General features: G+C 67.9%; 13 protein-coding genes and 1 pseudogene. 2 read left to right on the forward strand and 12 right to left on the reverse strand.

Annotation, left to right across the window (positions count from 1 at the left end; all coding sequences use genetic code 11):
- Positions 1–308: 308 nt before the first annotated feature.
- The 9 genes from HQM25_RS14840 to HQM25_RS14880 form a co-directional block, all read right to left on the reverse strand.
- Positions 309–2,879: a family 78 glycoside hydrolase catalytic domain gene (locus HQM25_RS14840; RefSeq protein ID WP_172990929.1), complete on the reverse strand. Its 2,571-nt coding sequence runs from the start codon at positions 2,877–2,879 to the stop codon at positions 309–311.
- Positions 2,876–5,323: a glycoside hydrolase family 3 N-terminal domain-containing protein gene (locus tag HQM25_RS14845; RefSeq protein ID WP_172990930.1), complete on the reverse strand. Its 2,448-nt coding sequence runs from the start codon at positions 5,321–5,323 to the stop codon at positions 2,876–2,878. The genes HQM25_RS14840 and HQM25_RS14845 overlap by 4 nt, the downstream gene beginning before the upstream one ends.
- On the reverse strand, positions 5,323–6,600 hold the full coding sequence (locus HQM25_RS14850) for an MFS transporter (protein ID WP_172990931.1): 1,278 nt from the start codon (positions 6,598–6,600) through the stop codon (positions 5,323–5,325). The genes HQM25_RS14845 and HQM25_RS14850 overlap by 1 nt, the downstream gene beginning before the upstream one ends.
- A 111-nt stretch (positions 6,601–6,711) precedes the next feature.
- Positions 6,712–7,698, reverse strand: a complete 987-nt coding sequence (locus HQM25_RS14855; RefSeq protein WP_172990932.1) for a LacI family DNA-binding transcriptional regulator — start codon at positions 7,696–7,698, stop codon at positions 6,712–6,714.
- 315 nt (positions 7,699–8,013) lie between these two features.
- Positions 8,014–10,434 (reverse strand): hypothetical protein, encoded by a 2,421-nt coding sequence (locus HQM25_RS14860; protein ID WP_172990933.1) that lies wholly within the window; start codon positions 10,432–10,434, stop codon positions 8,014–8,016.
- Entirely contained in the window at positions 10,431–12,662 is a 2,232-nt protein-coding gene (locus HQM25_RS14865; protein ID WP_254359386.1) for a glycoside hydrolase family 3 C-terminal domain-containing protein, read from the reverse strand. The genes HQM25_RS14860 and HQM25_RS14865 overlap by 4 nt, the downstream gene beginning before the upstream one ends.
- A 20-nt stretch (positions 12,663–12,682) precedes the next feature.
- Positions 12,683–15,115: a glycoside hydrolase family 2 TIM barrel-domain containing protein gene (locus tag HQM25_RS14870; RefSeq protein ID WP_172990934.1), complete on the reverse strand. Its 2,433-nt coding sequence runs from the start codon at positions 15,113–15,115 to the stop codon at positions 12,683–12,685.
- 3 nt (positions 15,116–15,118) lie between these two features.
- Complete coding sequence (locus HQM25_RS14875) at positions 15,119–16,360, reverse strand: glycoside hydrolase family 1 protein (RefSeq protein WP_172990935.1); 1,242 nt, start codon at positions 16,358–16,360, stop codon at positions 15,119–15,121.
- A 72-nt stretch (positions 16,361–16,432) separates the two neighbouring features.
- Positions 16,433–17,875, reverse strand: a complete 1,443-nt coding sequence (locus HQM25_RS14880; RefSeq protein ID WP_172990936.1) for an MFS transporter — start codon at positions 17,873–17,875, stop codon at positions 16,433–16,435.
- 133 nt (positions 17,876–18,008) lie between these two features.
- Between HQM25_RS14880 and HQM25_RS14885 the strand changes: the two genes are divergently transcribed.
- Entirely contained in the window at positions 18,009–18,965 is a 957-nt protein-coding gene (locus tag HQM25_RS14885) for a LacI family DNA-binding transcriptional regulator (protein WP_172990937.1), read from the forward strand.
- Positions 18,966–19,085: 120 nt separating this feature from the next.
- Here HQM25_RS14885 and HQM25_RS14890 read toward each other — a convergent pair whose 3' ends face one another.
- Entirely contained in the window at positions 19,086–19,448 is a 363-nt protein-coding gene (locus HQM25_RS14890) for a DUF2255 family protein (RefSeq protein WP_172990938.1), read from the reverse strand.
- Positions 19,449–19,876: 428 nt separating this feature from the next.
- Here HQM25_RS14890 and HQM25_RS14895 point away from each other — a divergent pair, with 428 nt between their 5' ends.
- On the forward strand, positions 19,877–21,130 hold the full coding sequence (locus tag HQM25_RS14895) for a DUF6880 family protein (RefSeq protein WP_172990939.1): 1,254 nt from the start codon (positions 19,877–19,879) through the stop codon (positions 21,128–21,130).
- 69 nt (positions 21,131–21,199) lie between these two features.
- Here HQM25_RS14895 and HQM25_RS14900 read toward each other — a convergent pair whose 3' ends face one another.
- A complete protein-coding gene (locus tag HQM25_RS14900) occupies positions 21,200–22,864 on the reverse strand; it encodes a family 78 glycoside hydrolase catalytic domain (RefSeq protein ID WP_367948301.1) in 1,665 nt (554 codons plus the stop codon).
- A 48-nt stretch (positions 22,865–22,912) separates the two neighbouring features.
- Positions 22,913–23,346, reverse strand: a pseudogene (locus tag HQM25_RS18060) (alpha-L-rhamnosidase N-terminal domain-containing protein); the annotation flags it as partial.
- Positions 23,347–23,454: the final 108 nt, after the last annotated feature.

Genomic DNA, 23,454 nt, shown 5'->3' on the forward strand with positions numbered 1-23,454 from the left:
GCTGTCCTCGCTGTGCTCAGTGACGCTCGTTTGCGGTCGGGTTTCTCAAACCTTTCCCACGTTCCGAGGCCCTTCCTGCATGCGACTCCGCGACACCCCTGACGCAACCCCGAATCCACCCGGGGACGAACTCCTGCCCCCAGCACCCCTGCGCCGAGGGCGCGATCGATGTGCGCGAAGTGATGGTCAGCGGTCAGAATCGTGACGTCGTTGACGTTGGTCTTGCGCCCGAGATCATCGCCGCGCTCGAGGTGAACGGGATGCAGTGGTCCACTGGTCACACGGACCACTCACCACGCACTCGGTGGTCACGCGGCGGTCGGCACCGATGCGACCTCGTCGATGACGCACGCGAAGTGGTGTACTCCGCTGGCGACCTCGCGCTGCGTGCCGTCGGGCAGGACGACGGTGCAGCGTGTCGAGACCGGCACCTCGACGCGCAGCGAGAACTCGCCGTCCGCGATGGTCCACGACGAGGAGGCGCGCCCGTACGGGGTCTCGACCACACCCTCGGCCGACGTCAGCCCGCCGCCGGGCAGAGGTGCGACCTGGAAGGTCCTGTAGCCGCCGGTGAGCGGTTCGATGCCTGCGACCCGGGTGTAGAGCCAATCACCCACAGCGCCGGCGGCGTAGTGGTTGAACGACACCATGCCACCGGAGCCGTCTTCCTTGCCGGTCTGGAGGTCGGCGATGTTGACGGTGCCGTCTTCGCGCAGCGCGTCCCAGCGCTCCCAGATCGTGGTGCCGCCGGCATCCACCATGTAGAGCCACGAGGGCGAGCCGGATTGGAGGAGCAGGTCGTAGGCCTCCTCGAGGCGGCCGTGGTCGGACAGGGCGAACAAGATGTAGGGCGTGCCCGGGAAGCCGGTGTTGAGGTGCCCGTCGTTCGCGTCGATGAGGCGCACAAGGTTGTCGGCCATCGCCCGCGTCTCGGCACCCTCGGTCATGCCGAAGTGCAGGGGCAGCACGTACGCGGTCTGGAAGTCGCCCTTGCCCTTCAGCGTGCCCATGCCGTCGGTGAAGACATTGCGGTACGCGCGGATGATGTCTGCGCGCAGTGCGCGCAAGCGCGCCGCCTCCTCCGGCTCGCCGAGGAGATCGGCGATCTCGGCGACGATGCCGCACGAGTTGGCGTAGTAGGCCGTTCCGACCCACTTCCCACGCTGGACCCATTCCTTCGCGCCGCCCTCGGGTGCGGCCCAGTCCCCGAAATGGAACGGGAAATGCCAGATCAGGCGGCGGTCGCCGGTCGCCAGCAGCTTCGACCACCAGCCCGCGGCCTTCAGGAACTTCTTCATGACGGGGTAGTTGGCGCGCAGCATCCCGAGATCGCCGCGGGCGCGGTACTCGGCCCATGGACCCAGCACGCACACGTCGCCCCAGCACGAGGTCGCCATCACGGGGAACCCGTTGCCCGATCGCGGGACGACCATCGGGATGCCGCCGCCCTTGGTCTGCTCGGCGGCGACGTCTCGCATCCATTTTCCGAGGAAGCGGCCCATGTCGAAGTTGTAGCTCGCGGTGGTCGCGAACACCGCGTAGTCGCCCGTCCAGCCCTCGCGCTCGTCGCGCTGAGGGCAGTCTGTGGGGATGTCCACGAAGTTCGACCGGCCGCCCCACTCGATCGCGGACTGCAACCTGTTGAGGCGGTCATCCGACGACGTGAAGGTGCCGGTGCGCCGCAGGTCGCTGTGCAGCACGAGGGCGGTGAGCTCGAGGTCGGCGTGATCGACGCCGGTGACGCCGACGTAGCGGAAGCCCATGTAGGTCTGGCGCGGCGAGTAGGTCTGCTCGCCGTCGACGGCCGTATAGGTCGCCGTCGCCTTCGCCGTGCGAAGGGATCTCACGAACAGCTCTCCCTCGACGAGCACCTCCGCGTGCCGGAACACGACGGTCTGCCCGTCGCTGCCGCGCAGTCGGGCGTGGATCACGCCGGCGAAGTTCTGCCCGAAGTCGTAGACGATCTCGCCGCTCGGGGCGACGGTCTGCGACACCGGTGCGAGCACGTCCTGCACGCGCACGGGGGCGCCGTACTGGGCGGTGATGGTGGGCTGCGTGCGCGGCGCCGTGAGGTCGGCGCGCTTCCAGGTCATCTGCGCGGCGGTGACGCGTGCATCGACGGTCTCGCCGTCGTACCACTCGGCCATCCGCACCGGGCCGTCGGTCGAGACCTCCCAGTCGGTCCCGGTGGCGATCACGTCGCGGGTGCCGTCTGCGAATTCGAGGTGCACCTCGGCCAGCAGCGCCTGCCGGTCGGCGTAGATCTTGTTCTTGCGCGCGAACGTGAACGAGCCCACCGCCCAGCCGCCGGCGACCGTGGCGACGAGCTCGTTGCTCGCGCCCAGCATCCCGGTCACGTCGTACGACTGGTACTGCAGCTGGTGACCGTACGAGGTGAAGCCGGGGGCGAAGTAGTCGCTCCCCACCTTCGAGCCGTTGAGGTCGAGCTCGTACACGCCGAGCGCCGTGGCCTCGATCCAGGCGCGGCGCACCGGCTTCTCGGGGGCGAACCGGGTGCGGAACACCATCGGCACGGGCGAGAGCTTCTTCGGCGTCTCATATGCCGCGTCCGTGATCCAGCGCGCCACCCACGGCGTGTGCATGCGGCCGGTGCGGAACGACGTGGTCGCGGTCGCCGTCGCGCCGCTCGTGCCGGTCGCCGTCACCTCGAGGACGTACACGCTGTAGGGCTCGAGCGGGCCGTCGTAGCGGATCCCGACCTGCTCGGTGGTCTCGAGCGACCAGTCGCCCACCCGCACCGTGGCCGATGCGAGATCTTCGCCCGCGACCTCGGAGGCCAGGCTGAACGCGAAGACCGGCGGCTCGTCGGTCAGGCAGCCGGACTCGAGTCCGTCGACGGTGAGGCGGGTGATGTTCATCGGGTCTCCTGGGGTTCGGGCGTGCCGGCGAGTCGGCGGATGCCGCGGATCGGGTGTCCGGCGGCGAGGAGTTCGAGGCCCTCGGCGATGTGGAAGGGAAGCTCACCGGCGGAGGACATCGCCATCGAGCGCAGCGACATCGACGGCATCATCCGCAGCACGAAGTGCGTGCTCTTCACCCGGGCGTCGCGCTCGAGCGAGTCGGGCAGCGCGAGGGCTGCCTCGAAGTCCTTCTTCACTCGGCCGATCACGGCACGGAGGAAGATCCCGCCGAGGATCGAGCGTCGGGCATCGCCCAGGCGACGCTCCAGACCCAGGCGGCGCGACCGAGCGAGCACCGGCACCGGCCGGCCGAGGAGTTCGGCGAAGACGGCGGGCACGGAGGCGGGTGGCGTGGCGTACGCGTGGTCGACGGCCGCCGAGTAGGGCGACCGTGAGACGCGACCCTGATCGACGACGAGCGGCGCCGTCAGCCGGATATCGGATGCCGAGGCCGCGACCAGGATCTCGTAGGAGCCGTTCTCGAGCACCCAGGCGTGGTCCTCCACATCCCAGTAGGCGAGGTCGTCGAGCTCGAACGACAGCGCGACCCGCATCGAGTCACCCGCCGCGACGCGCACCTTGGCGAATGCGCGCAGCTCCTTGTCGGCCTTGAAGACCTCGCCACGGTTGTTCCGCACGTACAGCTGCACGGCCTCCGCGCCGTCGCGGTCGCCGGTGTTCACGGCCGTGACGGTCGCGGTGACCCGGCCGCCCTCGACCGTGACCTCGAGGTCGCGGTACGCGAAGGTCGTGTACGACAGGCCGTGACCGAACGGGTAGCGCAGGTCGGTGCCGGCCTTGTCGTGGAACCGGTAGCCGACGTAGATCGACTCGTAGTAGGCGGCGACGCCCGAGCGGTTGAAATCCCCGGCGCAGCTCGCGTCGGCGGCGCTGCGCGTCCAGCTCTCGGTGAGCTTGCCCGAGGGGTTCGCCTCGCCGAACAGCAGCTGCGCGGCAGCCTCGCCCCCGTTCATGCCGGGCAGCGACAGCAGCAGCACCGCGGCGAGCTCGTCGTGACGGGGAATCTCGACCGGCGACCCGGTCGACAGCACGAGCACGACCCGGGAACCGGCATCCACCAGCCCGTTCAGCAGGCGCACCTGCGCCTCGGGCAGCGCCATCGACGTGCGGTCGAAGCCCTCGCTCTCTTCGAGATCGCCGAGTCCGCCGAAGAACAGCACCGTGTCGGCATCGGATGCCGCGGCCAGGGCTTGACGCTCCAGCGTCTCGTCGATGCGGGGGTCGAGCGCCCGGTAGCCGCGGGCGAACGTGTACGAGACGTCGCGACGGTCGAACGCGTCGCGGGGCGACACCGTCGCGGGCGGCGAGATGAGCGACGACCCTGCGCCCTGGTAGCGCATGCGCTCGAACTGCTCGCCGATCACGACCAGCCCGCTGCGCTTCGCGTCGAGCGGCAGCGCGCCGTCGTTCGCGAGCAGCACCGCACCCTCGATCGCGACCCGCTCCGCGAGCGCCGCGTGACCTTCGGCGTCGACCGCTCCGGCGGTGTGGTCGGCCGAGCAGCGGTCGACGAGGGCGAGGACGCGCGCGACCGCCTGGTCGAGCAGCTCTTCCGGAAGTCGCCCGTCGCGGGTCGCGGCGATGATCTCCGCGCGGTTGTGGGCGACCTCGCCCGGCATGTCGAGGTCGCAGCCGGCGACGATCCCGGCTACGCGATCGTGGGTGGCGCCCCAGTCGGTCATCACCAGCCCGTCGAAGCCCCACTCGTCGCGGAGGATATCGGTCAGCAGCTCGCGATTGTCGGAGCAGTATGTGCCGTTCAGCTGGTTGTACGCGCACATCACCGTGGCGGGCGCGGCATCCTTCACGATCCGCTCGAACGCGCGCAGATAGATCTCGCGCAGCGCTCGCTCGTCGACGACACTGTCGCCGACGAACCGGAAGTCCTCGTTGGAGTTGGCGGCGAAGTGCTTGACCGAGGTCGCGACGCCCTCGCTCTGCACGCCCTGGACGAACGCGGTGCCGAAGACGCCCGAGACGAGCGGGTCCTCCGAGAAGTACTCGAAGTTGCGTCCGCACAGGGGGCTGCGCATGATGTTGACGCCGGGCGCGAGGAGCACGTCGACCTCCAGGGCCGCACTCTCACGCCCGATCGCGGCGCCGACCTGGCGCGCAAGCTCGGGGTCCCACGTCTTGGCGAGGGTGGTGGATGTGGGGAACGAGGTGGACGGCTCCGCCTCGGCGAGGCCGAAGGCACCCGCGTTCGCGCGCACCTTGCGCACGCCGTGGGGTCCGTCGGTGACGAACAGCTGACGGATGCCGAGCCTCGGCACCCCGTTGGTGTTCCAGGCGCCGACGCCCTCCAGCAGCAGCGCCTTCTCTTCGAGGGTGAGCTGCGCGACGAGCGTGTCGACCGATGCGGGGGGCGTCGGCGCGGACATCAGCGGACCCCGCGTACGAAGCTCGTGACCACGCCGGTACCGAGCGTGATGACGGCACCCGCGAGGAACAGCGCCGTGTAGTTGCCGCCGGCAGGGTCGCCCAGCAGCAGCAGGCCCGCGCCGATGAGCGGCGCGATCGCGCCGGGGATGGTTGCGCCGAGGTTGTAGATCGACATCCAGCGTCCGGCCTGGTCGCGCTCGGGGATGAGGTCGCTCGCCATGGCGACGTCGGTGGAGCCGAACATCCCGGCGGCGCCGAGCACGAACATCACGGCTGCGAAGAACAGCCCGAAGCCGTCAGCGAAGGCCATCAGGGTGAGGCCGATCGCGCTGAGCGCGGAGGCGGTGAGGATGAACACCTTGCGTCGACGGAGCTTGTCGGACAGCATCCCCGAGGCGACGGCGAAGCTCATCGTGACCAGGATGCCGATGCCGCCCGCGAGTGCGAGCTTCTGGCCCGCCTCCTCCGCCGTGAACCCGAGCCGATCGGCGAGGAAGTACAGCTGATACGTGGTGAGGAATGCGAGCGCCGTCTGCATGAGGAATTTGCCCAGCCACACCAGCGAGAAATCGGGGTGCTTGCGCGGGTTGAAGACCAGCATCCGGAACGTCTCGCCGACGGTCGACTGTTCGACGGGTGCCGTCGAGTCGGGGTAGACGAGCGTGTAGATCAGCGCGAAGACCGCGAGCACGATCACGGGCAGCACGAACAGCAGCACGAGGTTGCCGGTGAGCAGCCCGCCGATCGTGTAGCCCATCACGCCGCCGAGCTGGGTGGCGACGCCCACGATCGCTCCGACCGTGCCGCGCTGCGCCTCGGGCACACGCTCGGCGACGACCGGAATGATCGCCGCGCCCGCACCGGCGCCGCCGATGCACACGACGACCCAGCCCACGATCAGCAGCGGCACGGACGGTGCGACGGCGACCAGGACGGAGCCGGCGAGAACCACGACGATGCCGCCAAGCAGCCACGGACGGCGACGTCCCCACCGCGACCGGGTGTGGTCGCTGAGCACGCCCGCGAGAGGGCCGGTGATGATCGACACCACGGCGCCGATCGTGGCCACCAGACCCAGGGTGAGTGCCTTGTCGTGGGGGGCCAGCAGCTGCACCTTGTAGGGAAGGCTGAACAGCGCCGGCATCATGACCGTCAGATACAGGCCGAAGTTCATCAGACCGAAAAGGGTCAGGAACAGGCCGCTGACCTTTGTCGGCGCCTCGACGGAGGGCTGGTGCGGGTCGACGACCGTAACGGTCTCGTCGGTGGGGGCCATGGGCGGACTCCGATGTCTCGTGGAACAGCGCTAGCGCGCGCTACCAACGTATGTCATTGAGCTAGCGCGCGCAAGTAGCCCCCAGCCGAGACAAGCTGCCGAACGCGTGCGTCAGGTTGTCTCGCGCGCGATGAGCTCCACCCTCGCCCGCGGACGATCGGCGGGAACGGGCGCGCCGGCCGCGGCAGTCAGCGCCATCTGCGCGAAGTAGCGCCCGAGACCCGCGATGTCGACCCGGACCGTGCTCAGCGACGGAACCAGGAGCGACGCAATAGGGGTGTCGTCGTGGCCTACTATCGCAAGCCGCCCCGGCACCTCGACGCCGGAGCGGAGCGCGGCACCGAGGAGCCAGGCCGCCACATCGTCGTTGTAGGCGATCACACCGTCGACGCCGGCCGCGAGCAATTCGCCCAGCCGCTCGGCGGCATTCACGGCATCGACCTCCACGGAAGCCACCAGCTCGACTCCAGGGCTGACCGCGACCTCCGAGGCCGCGGCGTGGTGGCGGAGCTCCGTGAGGTCGATGAGACGCGGGTCGGCCGCGCCGGCATATGCGAGCCTGGCCCTTCCCCGACCGATGAGGTGGCGAACCTGGAGCACCGGGCCGTCGCTGAGTTCGTCGAGCACCGAACCGTCCTCGAGGGCCGCGTCGGGCACGATGTGTTCGACGCCGGCCGCACGGAATCCTGCGATCTGGTCGCGCGTGAAGGGAGTAAGACCCATCACAACGTCGGGGTTGAGCGTCTCCCAGAGGGGCTGCGCCTTGCCACCCGCGTGCGTGGTCATGGTGACGAGCGAATAGCCGGCCTCGTCGAGCGCCAATGATGCCTCGTCGAGGTTCGTGCGGAGGTTGTGATCCAGCGGCCAGTCCGGCATGACGAGGAGCACGATCCTGCTGTGCCCGCTCGCGAGAGCACGAGCCGCGGAGTTCGCGCGGTAGCCCAGGCGCTTGGCCTCAGCGATGACCCGCTCGCGCGTGGCGTCCGAGATCTTCTGACCCGGGGTGTCATTGAGCACGAACCCCACCGTCGCTCGCGACAGCCCCAGCGATCGCGCCACATCGGCGGCGGTGACCCGCTTGGCAGTGGTGGCGGGCATCGGACCTCCTGGCTTGCACGCGCTAGCACGGCCACGGTAGCACCCGACTGCCGTCACGCCCCCCGATCTCGTGCCGATCTCGCCGACGTGACCCGTTCTGCCGCGGAATCGCGCGGCTTCCAGAGCCTGACCAGATTTCTCGACCGCGACAGGCCGCTCGCGACACACGCGACGCACTCGGCTCTCATCAGCGCACGCGACCCTCGGCATGCTCGGGGTCACCTGGGGGTCACCCGGCGCGATCCCATCAGACCCCTATCGTCCCGAAGACCAGCCGTGCGGGACTTGATCGCGCGGCCCTGTCGGAGACCAGCCTCAGTGGCCAACGCCTGCCCCGGCATCTGCGTTCGCGGCGGCGACCAGGCCGTCGATCGCGGACTCGGGAAGCGCTCCGTTGCTCATCGCGACCAGCTGCGTGAGGGGAGCTCCGCGCAGCGGTGCCAAGCTGGACGACGTCGCCCCCATTCGGGACAACAGGCCTTCGAGGACCGATCCTCCAACCGGGTGATCGAGCCATTCGCCGATCGTCGACTGCGCCGAAAGAGGGCGCGCCGGTTGCGGTGCAACAAGTTCTCGCGGCGGTTCGACACGGAAACGACGCGCGTCGAATGCGCCGCCTTCGTGCGAGGGGGCGAAGCCCTCGAGGGTCGCGTTCCAGCCTGGGGTATCGAAGCAACCTGCTTCGGCGAGCAAGGCCACGGCGAGGAGCAGTCCGCCGTTGCCGGGGAGATAGAGCGGAAGCATGCTCCCCATCTGCGGGTTGTGGCCCACTGCTGTGTACCGGTTCTTGTCTTCCGACCGCAGGAGCGCGTCGATCGCGAGCGCCGGTTCGTCCAAGCGTGCAGCGGTCATCGCCATCACCGGGAAATCCCATCCCCATGCGGTGGGCCAGTCCCACGAGCCCCAGATATCGGCGAGCGTCGCGCGCATGATCTCCGGATCGATCAGCGGCGTTGCCGGGACGACGCCGTACGCCATCAACAGAGAGGGGTGGTCGTCGCGACGCAGCGGCTCCCGCGACGCGACGGCGGCATATCGCCCACCGTCGACGTACGGTGCGTCGAGCCCGTCCTGTACGCGGGCCCAGTGGTCGTTCCTCGCGAGGCCTGCCCGCTCACGCCACCGCTGGGCGATCTCCAGCCCGAACCACCAGTAGGCGAGCTCGAACGTCGGGTCTGTTGTCGCGCGGGGGTCGTAGAACTCCTGCGCCGGCATGATGGGCGGGCCGAGATGGAAGACGCCGGCGCGCTCCTCGGTGAACGCCGCCATGAAGGCAGCAGTTTCGAAGACGACCTCTGCGTAGTCGTTCAGCAGTCGACGCCTGTCGACGTCCGACGACGCGTTCCAGACCGATTCGAGCATGTGCAGGATGTGGGGCTGCTGCCAGGCGAGGAGCGATCCGATGTCGCTGGGCGATTCCTCACCTTCCGGTCCCGTCTGCTTCGGCCATCGGGCGCCTGGGTAGTTCTGACGGGCGGCCGTGGCACGTGCCTGGTCGAGGATCGTGGGATACCAGGCGAGGCTGCGTTCGAGAAGGTCGGGGCGCCCCCACGACGCGAAGTGCGCGCCGTGCCAGAGGTGCATCTCGAGGTGGAACTTGCCCTGCCAGGAGTTGGTGACCAGTCCCGTCTCCGCCGGGGGCAGGTGACCAGCCGAGTGGACACGGGTGAGGTACTGCGAAAGGACGACGCGCCGCTCAAGTTCGTGTGCGCGCGGGTCGGTGCTGCCTGACAGATCGATCGCCGCGCCGCTGAGCCAGAACGCCGCCCAGGACTCCGCGGACGACGCGCGAACTACGTCGAACGACGGCAGCGGCTCAGTGTCGGCGTTGTCCGAGAAGCGAACCACGACATCGATACGCTCTGCCGACGTCTCGATCACGAAGTGGTGAGCGGAGTCCCCGCGGACGACCGAGCCGTGAGACACGGCGATGTCGGTGACGTACTGGGTCGTGTCGAGGGTCCTGCGAATGCGAGCGGTGCCGTCGGGTTCGACAGACAGATCGCTGCGGTGCGCGTCAACGGCCGACCAGTCGTCGGTCGTGAAGAAGCCATCGCTCGCGTACGGGAACCGGACCACGATCCTCGCCCGCCCGCTCACGAGCAGGCGGGTCTCGATACGGAACGCGACGATCGCGCCGTCGGCTGCACTGACGGTCTCGACCTGAACCCGCTCGCCGGCGTAGGTGAACTCGCTGGTGAGCACGCCGGTCCACAGGTCGAGCTCTTGGTGCGGCTCGCCCAGCACGCGCGGGTCGGTCTCGCAGTCCGACCCCGCGTGGCTGCGAAGCTCGACGCCGATTCGGCCGAGGTCGATGCGTTGCGGGTTCGCGTTCAGCCAGGCGCCGGGCTTGAACTCATCGGTCACCGCTCCCGTCATCGCGCCCATCATGTCGTGCTTGTCGGGGTAGATGACGGGGCCGCGAGCCGTCTCGTACGTCGTCATCGCGTCGCCCAGAACGTACCCCTCAGGATTGGGCATCGAATGCCAGCCCCACGAGCTCATGGTCGTCGTGTTGACGACGGTGCGACCCTCGCGGTGGCCGGCGACGGGGTCGTGGAACGCGGAGAAGGACTGCATGCCGGTCAGGTCGGCGTTGAACGCGAAGTCACCGTTCCCCACCGAAACAACGTTCTCGGGGTCGGCGCCGTGAAGAATCACCTTGTGTCGGCCGACGACCGCGGCCCGGTCGATCGACACGCCGTCGCCGGTCAGCCGGGCCTGTTCGGTGGTCACTCTCCGCCCCCTCCGGCGTTGGCCATCGCCAGCATGCCGGCGATCTGCTCTGGCCCGATCTGCCCGCCGCTGAACGCGACCATGCGATTCAGCGGAATCTGCGCCATCATCATCGCGGTGTCACTGCCCATCGCATCGTCGTTGCTCGCCCCTTGTGTGGCCTGGCGCGCGCTCATCGAGGCGATCATCGGCCCCGCGACAGGGTGCTGCATCAGCTCCCCGAGCGTCGATCGCTCGCTCAGCGGGCGGCGAGTCTCATCTCCGACGATCTGCGCGCCACCGATGACACGGATGTCGCGACTCGATGCCCCGACCGACACCTCGTAGTCGCCACCTTCGACCACCCACGCCGAGACGCTCTCGTCCCAGTACGCAAGGTCCGCGCGCGGAATGTCGAAGACGACCGCCTCGGATGAGCCAGCGGCGATCGCGACATTCGCGAACGCCTTCAGCTCACGAGGCGCACGGGGGACGCGGGAGCCTCGCTTGCCGACGTAGGCCTGGACGACCTCGCGTCCGTCCCTGTCACCGGTGTTGTCGACGGTCACCGCGATACGCAACCCTCCGTCGACAGCGTCGACAGCGTCGACAGCGATGTCACGGTAGCGGAAGGAGGTGTACGACAGGCCGTGCCCGAAGGGGAATGTGACGTCCAGGTCGCGCGCGTCGTACCACCGGTAGCCGACGAAGACTCCTTCGGTATACCGCACCTCGGAACCCGTCCCGGGGAAGGAGAGGAATGCGGGGACGTCCTCGAGCCGCTGCGGAACGGTCTCACTGGTACGGCCCGACGGATTCACGACGCCGAAGAGCACATCCGCGACGCCTCCGCCGAACGCCTGGCCGCCCAGAGCACCGTCGATGATCGCGGGAGCCGACCTTTCGATCTCCGCCAGACGTACGACGCCACCATGGCTCAGAACCGCCACGGTACGAGGCTGGGCAGCCACGACAGCTCGGAGGAGTTCGACCTGGTCGCCCGGGATGTCGATGTGGGCGCGGTCGAAGCCTTCAGACTCGTCGTGCTCCGCCAGACCGAGGAACACGATCGCCGTGTCCGACGCTCCTGCAGCGATGACAGCCTCGTCGCGCAGAGCGGTGGAGTCGCCCGACGCCCCGAAGCCTGCGGCGAACGTGAGCTCGGCTGCGGGTGCGAGCTCCCGGATCTCATCGAGCGGGATGTCGACGCGGATCGCATTGACGTGCGAGCTGCCGCCACCCTGGAACCGGGGCGCTCGAGCGAACTCGCCGATCACCGCGATGCGTCCGTCGAGTGCGAGGGGCAGAAGATCACCGTCGTTCTTGAGCAGCACCATGCTGCGCGCGGCCGCCTCGCGGGCCAGGGCGTGATGAGCGTCGAACTCCACGACGGGAGCGCGGTCTGCTGAGGCATCCCGAGATCGCTCGAGCAGGCGGGTCACGTTCGCAGCAGCCTTCGCCACGTCTTCGGCATTCAACACTCCCGCCTCGACCGCAGCGACCACCGCGCTATCGGATACGGCGTGGCCACCGGGCATTTCGAGATCCATGCCGGCAGCGACCGAGGAGACGCGATCGTCGACGGCGCCCCAGTCACTGAGGACCGCCCCGTCGAAACCCCACTCGGTGCGCAGGACATCCGTCAACAGCCAGTTGTTCTCGCAGGCATACTGGCCGTTCACACGGTTGTACGCCGCCATCACGGTCCACGGCTTCGCCTCGCGGACGACCTTCTCGAACCCGCGAAGATAGATCTCGCGCAGGGGCCTCTCGTCGACCACGGAGTCGGACCGCATCCGGTCAGTCTCGGAGTTGTTCGCGGCGAAGTGCTTCACGGACGCACCGACACCGCCCGACTGCAGGCCTTCCACCCACGCCGCGCCGAGTGTTCCCGTCAGATGCGGGTCTTCGGAGAAGTACTCGAAGTTGCGCCCCGCACGAGGGTCGCGCTTGATGTTGATCCCGGGGCCGAGCAGCACTCCGACGCCGTAGTGCCGTGCCTCGGCTGCCAGAGCCTGACCGACGCGCGCGACGAGTTCGGGATCCCACGACTGGGACAGTCCCGCTGCGGGCGGGAAGCAGGTGGCGGGCTGGCTGGGCGCGATACCGACGTGGTCGACGGCGGCGTCCTGAGCACGCACACCGTGCGGACCGTCGGAGAGCACGATTGCCGGGAGGCCGGGTGCGGCCTTCGTCTTCCAGAAGGACGCTCCGCTGCCGAGCGCTGCCTGTTCCTCGAGCGTATTCACGATCAGAATCTCCTGGGTGATCAGTGGGTTGCGGCGAGTGCGGGCGAGAGGACGACCGTCGCTTCGCCGTGATGTGTGCTGCGGGCGGTCACCACGATGTCGCCGACGTCGGCGGTGCGGCGGATCGCCGCGAGCGCTCGTCCGCGGTACGTCGTCTGCGTCGGGCTCGTGAAGCGCTCCTCGGTGATGGGTCGGGCGGTTCCGAAGCCGGCAATCTCTCCCGGACCCTCGATCGCAAGGGTGATCACGTCGGTCGTCGCCGAGTCGATGGTGCCGTCAGTATCGCCGAGTCCGACCTGCACGAAGGACAGCTCGTCACCGCCGGTCGACTGCTCGGCCCGCAGCTGAACGGCCACCTCGGAAGCGCTGCGCAGGGTGGACCGGCCGATCTCTGCGCCGTTGCGGTACGCGACGGCCGTCAACTCGCCAGGCTCGTAGGGGGTCCGGAACCGTGCGACGAAGGATTTCTTCACGCCTGCCCGCTTGCGCCCCAGCGTGCGCCCGTTCAGCAGCAGCTCGACGTGATCTCCGTGCGAGTAGACCTCGACATCCGCCGTCCCCCGCAGCGCACCCCACGACCAGCTCGGCATCGCGTCGGTCGACAGCCACGGCGTCCTGTTGGCGCGCTGGCCTGCCTTGTCCAGCGGCCGCACCGCGATGCCGGGTGTGTCTGTGGTCTGCCAGACGGCCTGGGCGAGGGACAGCAGCGCACCGGGGTGGCCGGTGATGTCGAACACGCCGGCTCCCGCGAGGATGCCGGGGAAAGGCTTGCTGATACCCCCGACCTCGCTTCCGTAACTCCAGTAGCCGAGGCCGACCTCACCCAGGTAGTCCCACCCGGTCCAGTTGAAGTCGCCGATGACACCCGGAACCTTCGTGACACGCTTCCAGATCGCGGGGAGGTCACCGGGCATCGACTCGGTGCCGAGGATCACACGGTTCGGATAGCGCTTGCGGGCGCCGGGGTAGCTCGCGTAGGCGTAGTTGTAGCCGGCGACGTCGACCGCGGCGAAGGCATCCCGCGTCGCGTGGTCTGCGGCAGGGAGCAGTGAAGCCCCCACCATCAGTCGACCGAGCTTGGCAGTGATCAGGTTCGCTGCCGTGCTCGTCGCCTCTCGACGCTCAGGCGGTGCATTCTCCGCGCCGGCGTCTGCTCCGGTCTTGGCCGCAGCCTTCGCATTGGCTGCAGCCGCCTTCGTCGACATCATCGCGAGCAGAGGATTGACAGCGAGCGTGGTGGGTCGAGTCGGGTCGCTCGCGTAAACGTACGCGTGGATGTCCCGGGCCAGAGCGGCGCCCTCGGCAGTGGCGGCTTCGGCGATCTCGTTGCCGATCGAGTACATGATCACCGACGGCCGGTTGCGGTCCTTGGCGATCATCGAGTCGACATCGTCTCGCCACTCGTCGCGGAAACGGGCCGAGCCGTCGCCGGCGGTCTTGCGGGCGAACCACACGTCGGTGAGTTCATCCATGACGTAGAGGCCGAGTTCGTCGCAGGCGTCGAGGAAGTGGCGGGACAGCGGGTTGTGGGCGCTGCGGATCGCGTTGTATCCGGCATCTTTCAGCGCACGGGCGCGGCGGTGCTCAGCGGTGGCGTAGGTGGCGGCGCCGAGGATGCCGTTGTCGTGGTGCACAGCTGCGCCGCGCAACAGCACAGTGTGACCGTTGATGCGCAGGCCATGCTGCGGGTCGATGGAGATCGTGCGCAGGCCGAGGCGCAGGGATCGCTCATCCCCGGTCACGCCATCGGATACGAGCGCCACCTTGACGTCGTACAGCGTCGGAGATTCCGCGGACCACAGCTGCGCAGCCGGCACCGTGAACCGAATCTCACCGTGTCCGGTCGCCGGGATCGGCGCCTCCGCCTGCAGGATGACCGCACCGTCGAGCGAGAGCTCCACGACCGCCACCGCACCACCTTCACCGATGCCCTCCGCATCGATGAACACGTCGACCTCAGCATCCTCGGCAGCAGCGGTGGTGACGAACCGAAGACCGTCGCGGGCGATCCGCACCGGCCCCTGCGCCTCGAGCCACACCGGCCGGTAGATTCCGGCACCGCTGTACCACCGGTCCGTCGGTACAGCGACCATGTCGACAAGCACCTCGATGACAGCCTCTGCGCCGGGTCGGACACCGGTCAGCGGTGCGGTGAACTCCCGGTAGCCGTTGCGATTGGCGGCGACCTCGCGACCATCGAGCAGGACCCGGGTGTCTCCCTGGACGCCTTCGAACAGAAGCGAGTATCGGGTGGTCGCGGCATCGGCAGGAACGCGCCACGTCTTGATGTACCGATACGTGCCGCCGGGGAAGAAGCCCCCATGGCCCTCGGTCGCAGCATCCGCCGCTCGCTGCTCTCCGATCATCGCGTCGTGCGGGAGCGCGACCGAGACGGCGTCACCCTCCGGCGTGCGTGCGAAGGCCCAGCCGTCGTGGAATCGGGTGGTGCTCATGGTTCAGACCTGCAGTTCTTCAGCGACAGTGGGGAGGTCGGCACCGTTGCTCTGCGCGATCGCGCCCAGCCACGCCAGACTCGTCTTCGGTGTGCGCACGAACGTCTCACGGTCGACAGCGATGAGACCGAATGTCGGCCCCCAGTGACCCCATTCGTAGTTGTCCAGGAGCGACCAGTGCAGGTATCCGCGGACGTCCACCCCGTCGTGCATGGCCTCTTCGAGGTGCGTGAGGGCTTCTGCGGTGTAGGCGATGCGTCTCGCGTCGTCGGGGGTGGCGATGCCGTTCTCGGTCACCAGGACGGGCACGCCCGAGACTGCGGCGGCGTGACGGACCGCGGTCGCGAGAGAATCGGGGCGGTAGGCGGTGCCGACCATCGTGTTGTCGGGATGGCCGGGATGGGGAACGAGCCCGTTCTTGTCGACGCGCTGCGCCGAGTAGGACTGCACGCCGACGAAGTCGTCGCCGCGGGATGCCTCGAGGTAGACGTCTTCGTAGGCGTAGCGCACTTCGACCAGCTTCTGCTCGTCTTCCGGATCGGCATAGAACGCGCCGTTGGCGATCGACCACCCGACCTTCGCCGACGTACGCTCACGGAGGATGTCGCGCGCTGCCTGATGTGCGGCGATCAGCGGTGCGGCGTGGCCGATGGTCGGCACGGGCAGTGCGGCGGCGATGCGGTCGCGGTCGGAGTCGGCCTCAACGGTCGGGCTCTGCCAGTCGGGCGCGGCGTCCGATCGCATCGCCTCCATGACCATGGTCATCATGGCGAGCATGTTGGGCTCGTTGATGGTGACGACCCATTCAACGCCGTCGAGGATCTCCGTGACCTTCTCGACGTAGGCGCTGAAACGCTCGGTCGCCTGGGGCGACGCCCACCCGCCCTCGTGCGCGAACCATGCAGGCATGCTGAAGTGGTTCAGAGTGACCACGGGCGTGACCCGGGCCGCGAGGCAGGTGTCGATCATGCGCCGGTAGTGCGCGAGTTCTGCACGGGAGAAGCTGCCCTGGCGCGGCTCGACCCTCGCCCACTCGATCCCGAATCGGTAAGCATCAAGGCCGGCTTCGGCGAGCAGAGCGATGTCCTCGGAGTACCGGTGGTAGCTGTCGACGGCGTCACCGCTGAGCTCCATGCCGGGCATCATGCCTTCGCGGGCCCACCAGTCGCTGGTGGTGTTGTTTCCTTCGATCTGGTGCGGTGCCGTCGAGGCGCCCCACAGGAACTCGTCGGGGAAGGAAGTCATGCGTCACTCTCATTCACAGATGCGGAGATTCGGGATGGGCGGCAGGGGTGTATATCCCTGCCGCCCAGACGGTCAGATCTTGATCGTGCTGGTGTCCGAGTGGACTCCGGCAGCAAGGTCCTCCTGAATGGCCGGCAGGTGCTTCTCGACCTTGTAGAGGTAGCTGAGGGCGAACATCGCCACCGTGACGATCAACGGCATCACCGAGTACAGGCTGATGATCGCGCCGCTCGCCTCGGTCGACTGCGCGTCGAGCAGACCGTTGTAGCCGACGACTCCCATGGTGATTCCCACGATCGCCGAGGCGAGCCCCTGGCCCACCTTGCTGGCGAAGCCCTGGATCGAGTTGGTGACCGCATCGACTCGCCTGCCGGACTTCCACTCGCCGTAGGTCATCGCCTGGATCATGAAGAACCCGACGAGCATCGTCACGACCGTAGTGAACGAACCGAGCAGCTGTCCGATGACGACCATCGGGAGCGACGTGGGCGCGACGAGCACCATGAGGTAGCCGACGGCGGCGAGACCGAGTCCGATGCGAACGAAGTTCATCGCGCCGATCGTGCGCACCGCGACCGGGAACATCAGGTAGACCAGCGGGATGATGATGCCGCCGAGCGACACCAGAGACAGCAGCCCCAGGTCGCCGAGGATGTACTTGAAGAAGTAGGCGCCGACGATCGCGTTCGCTCCGATGACGATGTTCGCGAGCAGCACGATGGCCGAGAAGATGAAGACGAACTTGTTCTCGAACACCGCCCTCACCGTGCCCTTGAAGCCGAGACGCTCCTCGGTGACGTGGTCGGTCTCGTCCTCCGGGAGTTCCTTGATCGTGAAGAACCGGATGAGGCCGACGAGCATGAGCGGGATGCCGTAGACCGCGGCGATCAGGGTCCACCCGCCGGGCTGGGTGCCCCAGGATGCCATGAGCTGCGGCAGCATGATGCTCGCGATCGCGGCGACGAGGATGATGAAGACGCCCTGACGGGACAGCACCTTGGCGTACTGCACGTCGCCGCGGATCGAGCGCTTCAGGTAGACCGCCTCGGACGCGTTGAGGAACGTGGCGCACACGGAGTTGATCAGCGCGTACAGCACGAAGAGGTAGGTCGCCTGCCAGAACGTCTTCATCTCGGGCGTCGAGAAGATGGCGATCGTGAGCAGCCACAGCGGGATGAGGAAGAGCTCGTACGGGCGAGCCTTGCCCCATCGCGTGTGGGTGCGGTCGATGACGAAGCCCGCGACGAGATCGGTGATCCCGTCGAAGATCTTCGCCGCGAGGAACAGGCCGCCGACGAGCGCCGGGGCGAGTCCGACGATGTCGGTCGCGTAGAACGTGAGCTGCAGCATCACGACCACGTTCACGGCGAGCGCGAACCCTCGGGTCGAGAACCGCAGGGAGAAGAACGGGGGAAGCTTTCTGCTTGTCGGCAGTGCCGTCTGCGGGTCAGCGCCGGCGACGTTGACCTCGCTCGGCTCGGCGGCGCCGGCAGTACCGGTTCGGGTGTCAGACATGTGCACTCTCCGTTGAGGGGTGGATGTTGCGTGATCGCGTTATCACGTGACAACGGTCAGTAGAACACGTAGGGTTATCACGTGTCAACCCTGGTTGGGTAGGTAGGATTTCTTCGATGGAGAGGATCTCTTCGTGAATGCGACCAGCTCCGACGTTGCAAAGCACGCAGGCGTCTCCCGTGCCACGGTCAGCCAGGTCCTCAATGGCTATGCCGAACGCTTCGCTCCGGAGACTGCGGCCAAGGTGTTCGCCTCCGCGACCGCGCTCGGCTATGAGCCCTCAGCGGCAGGCCGCGCGCTCCGCCGTGGATCGAGTGACTTCGTCGTCGCCCTCCTGCCGCACACGACCTTCGGCGGCAATCTGCAGGACCTGTTCGAGCAGATGACCGTCACGCTCGCCGACCACGGCTACACGCTCGTGCTGCGGATGTCCGGGTCGGCGGCATCCACCCTCGACAGGATGATCGCCGGCATGAAGCCCGCAGCGGTGTTCTCACTCACGCCGTTCACGGCCACCGAGAAGGCTGTGCTGAACCGTCGAAATGTGCTCGCCGTCGACCCACCCAGCGTGTCAGCCGTGGATTACAACCGGGCGATCGGCCGGATGCAGGGACTCGCGCTCGCGGACGCAGGGCACCGACGTCTCGCGTTCGCCCACTTGCGCGATGAACGCCAGGACCCGTTCGGCTTCGCTCGAGAAGAGGGACTCCGAGACGTCGCCCATGAGCGCGAGCTGGAGGAGATAGAGGTCATCGATGTGATGATCGACCTCGACTCCGCGCTCGCCGCATTGGACTCGCTGACCACACCGGGCATCGCGGTCGCTTGCTACAACGACGACGTGGCAATGGCTCTGCTGGCCGCGGCACGTGTGCGAGGCCTCGATGTTCCTCGCGATGTCGCCGTCATCGGAATGGACCGCAGCGACCTTTCGAGAATTGCCGTACCGCGCCTGACCACGATCGAATATGACATCGCGAGCGCCGCGAGCGCCGGCGTAGCCAGCCTTCTCCAGGCGTTGGGCGCCGGCACTCCTCAACCCGCCTCTGCTCCAGCGTTCCTCACGTTGGTTCGAGGCGATACCGTCTGAGACCGAATCACGCCGCCGCAGCAGAGACCTCGACGTCGAAATCCTCGAGCGCGATGCCACGGAAGTCGGGGCCTGGCACACCGAGCGAGAGGCCCGGACACAGGAGCGGTGAGGCCCGGGTCAGCGGGGCTCGACGCGCAGCGTTGTCTTCTTCGCCGTAGGGCTGGTGATGGCCTGGCTGGGTGATCCGGTGCCGTACTTCGCGAAGTAGGCGGCGTCCACGGCGTCGTCTCGGCGGGGATCGAGAATGTACTTCACCTCGCGAGTGGTTGCTCCCCATCGGAGGAATCCCTCGAAGTGGCGCGCGACGCCTTTGTACCACTCCCCGGACTCGCCTTTGACCGAACGCAGGTACAGCACTCCATCGACAACGACATGCCACACGATCGTCAATGTCCGTGACGATCCATCGGCGCGGCGCCCCGCAACTCGCACCTCGCCGGCGCGGTCGAGTTCACTGAGCTCGGCATCGGTCCAGTTCATGGTCTCTTCTCCCCTTCAGCTGCAGGCGCGGTCTCGCGTGTCGCCGCCCAGGACGCCGGCATCCCCAGGCCGTCCGCGGAAGGCGTGCCGGCGGTAACGGTGTAGACGTTGAGGAAGAGGGCCTGGTTCGCTCGGCAGCCCTATGGACTCGAAGTTCAGGTCGAGACCGCCCACGACGGGGTGATGCGCTGGTGCCGAAATTGTCGTGCCGACCGTTGCGCGCCCACGCCGGTGCTTCTGTCATCGCGTGCCCCACCTGCTGAACGGCCGGGCGCACTGCGGTCGACATCTTGCGCGTGGAGAGGAACCCTTTCACCCCGGCCCGCATATCTCCCATGGGACCACGGTATGCGGCGACACGTCGAGATGGGAGGCCCGGTGGCTGGCAACGCGCCCATGGGGCTCTCGGGCGGTGGCATCCTGGACGGATGTCTTTGGCCCGCGACATCCCGAACGTTCTCGCCTCGTTCCGCACGACCAGACGCGACATGTGGGACTGGCGATCGGTGCAGAACTACGCCTTCGAAGCCGAACAAGGGGTGTCGCTCCTGGCGGACATGGCCGACGACTACGGCGCCGAGGGCGTGATCCCCGTTGTGCAGAAGGCGATCGCGAGCACCTTCCGCGTCCTCATGCGCGCCGACGACTCCGGCGGACTCATCCAGCTCGTCATCCAGGAACTGCTGAACCTGCATGCCGAGCTGTGCACTCAGAGCCCGCCAGCGCCGGCCACACTGACCGGGTGGATCCAGAAGCAGCAGTTCGGCGAACTCGGCGAGTACTTCTCGGTGGACGTCGTCGACTACGCCGACGCTCTCGGCCCAGCCGGCATCGTGAGGTTCGAAGCGCACCTCGACAAGCGACGACAGGTGCTGACCACTCCTTTCGACGGGCGCCCCGACCCGGAGTTCACGCACGACGACGAGTGGCATGCCCGCCATGCCGTGCTCTACAACCTGCAGCGCCTCGCCGTGCTGCGTGGTGACGAGGAAGCGATCGTCCGCGCTTACGGCGGAGACATGCCGCGCGCCCATACGCACGCCGCCGCCGCGAAAGCGCTCCGTGAGGCCGGACTGCTTGACCGCGCGACCGTCATCGCTCACGAGGGCATGACCCTCCCCGGCGGCCCGCACCAACAGCAGGAGTGCGGCGAACTCTGGGCCGCCCTGGCCATCGACACAGGCACGGATGCCGCGGACGCAGCCTCCGAGGTGTTCGAACGATGGCCCAACGCGGCCAATGCGCAGGCGTGGGAGTCCGCTTCAGGACCAGGCTGGCCAGCGATCCGCGAGCACGCGATCGATCGGATGCGCGAACGCCCGTGGGAGCTGATCGCCTACCTGATCGACGCGCACGACATCCCCCGCGCATGGGCAGAAGGACTCCGCGCGGCCGAGAACGGCGCGTCGATTCACCCCCAGCAGTGGGATGACCTGGTCGACCGGTACAGCAAGATCGATCCTGTGGCCGTACTCCCCGTGATGGCGCAGCTCATCGACGACCGGCTGATCGAGGCGAACACCCGCGCCTACCCCGGCGCGGTACGCAGGATGAAGAAACTCCGCGCCGCCGCACGAGCAGCCGGCCGCCCAGAGATCGCCGACGAGTACCTCGCCGAGGTGCGCCGAAGGAACGCCCGGCGCCCGTCCCTGATCCAGCGAATGGATGCCGCCGGGCTCTGACGCGAAGTGCGAGTCCGATGGCGGACCCGGCGGTGACCGCCCGGCGGAGGCGAGTTGCACGGCAACACGTCAGATATCGATGCGGTGCCGACCCGCTCCGAGTTCGCGGGCCTGGCCATCGACGCCTCGGAACTCTGCCGAGGTTCCGTCCGGGATCTCGACCGTGAGCTCGATCCGGTTGTCCCGTCGCTCCCACTTCGCTGTCGCCCGTCCGTGTGGTGTCTCGAGGCTGCTGGTCGCCCAGTCGAGGCCGGGGCCTGGGCGGGGTGCGACGAGGATACGCCGATAGCCCGGGTCGAGGGGCGCGAGCCCGCCGACGACGCGATGCATCCAATCGACGACGGCCCCGAGGGCATAGTGATTGAAGCTCGTCATCTCGCCGGGGTTGATGGTTCCGTTGGGGAGCATCGAATCCCATCGCTCCCACACCGTGGTCGCCCCCATTGTGACGGGGTAGAGCCAGGATGGGCACTCCTGCTGGAAGAGCAGCTGATACGCGGTCTCGATGTGCCCAGTGGAGGTGAGGGCGTCCATGATGTAGGGGGTGCCGGCGAAGCCCGTGGAAATGTGGTGCCCGCTCAGGGTGACGAGGTCGGCCAGTCTGCGGCCTGCCCACGCCTCCTGCTCGGCGTCGAGCAGTCCGAAGACAATGGCGAGCGAGTAGACGGTCGTGCAGTCGCTGTGGATTCTCTCGTCGGCGACATACGCCCGGTGGAAGGCATCCCGGATGGCGGATGCGGCGTCGGCGAACTCATGCGCGACGTCGCTGTCTCCCAGGATCTCCGCGGTGGCACGCACGATGCACGCTGTGCGGTACGCGGATGCGGTGGCGACGACAGCGGGGTCGGCCTTGGCGGCGTCCGCACGATCCGGCGGTGCGTCGGGGTCGAGCCAGTCGCCGAATTGGAAACCGCCCTCCCACACTCCGCGCTCCGACAGCTTGGTCTGCACGCGACGTGCGTGGGAGAGCATGGCGGGGAAGGCCTCGGCCAGAGCCTCGCGATCACCGTATGCCTGCCAGGTCGCCCAGGGAACCCATGCGGCGGCGTCACTCCAGATCGCTGTGGAGTCCAGTGGTGCGAACGCCTCGGGGATTCCCATGTACTTGAGGATGTCCGGGACGACGAACGGGACGATGCCATCCTGGTGCGCCTGCTCGAGCGCGAGGTCGCGCAACCAGTCACGCAGGAACGGTCCGACATCGAAGAGGTATGCGGCCGAGGGCGCGAACACGGCGATGTCCCCCGTCCATCCGAGACGCTCGTCTCGTTGCGGGCAGTCGGTCGGCACATCGAGGAAGTTCCCGAGCATGCCCCACACGACGTTCTCGTGGAGCCTGTTCAGGAGTGGGCTGGACGATTCGAAGGTGCCGGTGCGGCGCAACTGCGAGCTAACGACGACAGCCGTCAGGTTCTCGGCCCTGACAGCATCGACGCCGCCGGGCCAGCCGTCGATCTCGACGTATCGGAAGCCGTGGAAGGTGAGGGTGGGCTCGAAGGTATCGTCCCTGCCGCTGAGGGTGAAGACATCCGTCGCCTGCGCGGTGCGCAGCGGCCGGGTCCCGAGCTCCTCATGTTCGAGGACCTCGGCGTGTCTGATGGTGACGACGTCGCCGGCTTCACCGCGCACCGACACTCGAACCCAGCCGACCAGGTTCTGCCCGAAGTCGACGAGGGTCTTCCCTGCCGGGCTCGTCCACACCTTGACAGGCGCAAGCGTGGCTTGGCGTCGCACGGGTGGCCCGATGTACGGTTCGAGCTTCTGCCAGTCGACGTCGACGACGTGTGCGCCGCTCCATGATGTGTCGTCGAACCCGGCGCTGTTCCATCCGGAAGGCTCTCGGCGGGCGTCGATGTGCTGGCCGTCGTACAGGCTGTTGAAGGTCGTCGCGCTGGGGGCTGCCTTCCATGTCGGATCGGTGCCGATGCGCTGTTCGTGGCCGTCTTCGAATGTGATGGTCAGGTCGATGAGTGCGGCGAGTTCGGGTCCGTAGGGCGGCTTGTCCCCCAGCCGAGTCGCCCGCGGTACCAGCCGTTGCCCAGGGCCGCGGCCAGCACGATGTCGCTCTGCTCTGCCTGGGCGAGTTGGGCGGTCACGTCATACTCCGCGTAGCGGAGTCGCCACTCGTAGCTGGTCCATCCGGGCGTGAGGACGTCCTCCGACACCGGCTGTCCGTTGATGAACGTCTCAATGACTCCGAGCGCGGACACTCGCATGCGGGCGCTCACGACGCGGCCGTGCGTTGCGCCCAGGCGCACCTGTTTGCGCAGGAGCGGTGCCCCGTCGAAGTCGTGGTCGGGGGCGATGAACCTGCCGACCCAGTG

Source organism: Microbacterium hominis (genome assembly GCF_013282805.1).
Lineage (GTDB): Bacteria > Actinomycetota > Actinomycetes > Actinomycetales > Microbacteriaceae > Microbacterium > Microbacterium hominis_B.

Coding starts and splice junctions, on each gene's coding strand:
- HQM25_RS14850 (WP_172990931.1), bottom strand. CDS start 6,600: ATGGCCCCCACCGACGAGACCGTTACGGTCGTCGACCCGCACCAGCCC.
- HQM25_RS14855 (WP_172990932.1), bottom strand. CDS start 7,698: ATGCCCGCCACCACTGCCAAGCGGGTCACCGCCGCCGATGTGGCGCGA.
- HQM25_RS14890 (WP_172990938.1), bottom strand. CDS start 19,448: ATGAACTGGACCGATGCCGAGCTCAGTGAACTCGACCGCGCCGGCGAG.
- HQM25_RS14840 (WP_172990929.1), bottom strand. CDS start 2,879: ATGAACATCACCCGCCTCACCGTCGACGGACTCGAGTCCGGCTGCCTG.
- HQM25_RS14895 (WP_172990939.1), top strand. CDS start 19,877: ATGTCTTTGGCCCGCGACATCCCGAACGTTCTCGCCTCGTTCCGCACG.
- HQM25_RS14870 (WP_172990934.1), bottom strand. CDS start 15,115: ATGAGCACCACCCGATTCCACGACGGCTGGGCCTTCGCACGCACGCCG.
- HQM25_RS14875 (WP_172990935.1), bottom strand. CDS start 16,360: ATGACTTCCTTCCCCGACGAGTTCCTGTGGGGCGCCTCGACGGCACCG.
- HQM25_RS14845 (WP_172990930.1), bottom strand. CDS start 5,323: ATGTCCGCGCCGACGCCCCCCGCATCGGTCGACACGCTCGTCGCGCAG.
- HQM25_RS14880 (WP_172990936.1), bottom strand. CDS start 17,875: ATGTCTGACACCCGAACCGGTACTGCCGGCGCCGCCGAGCCGAGCGAG.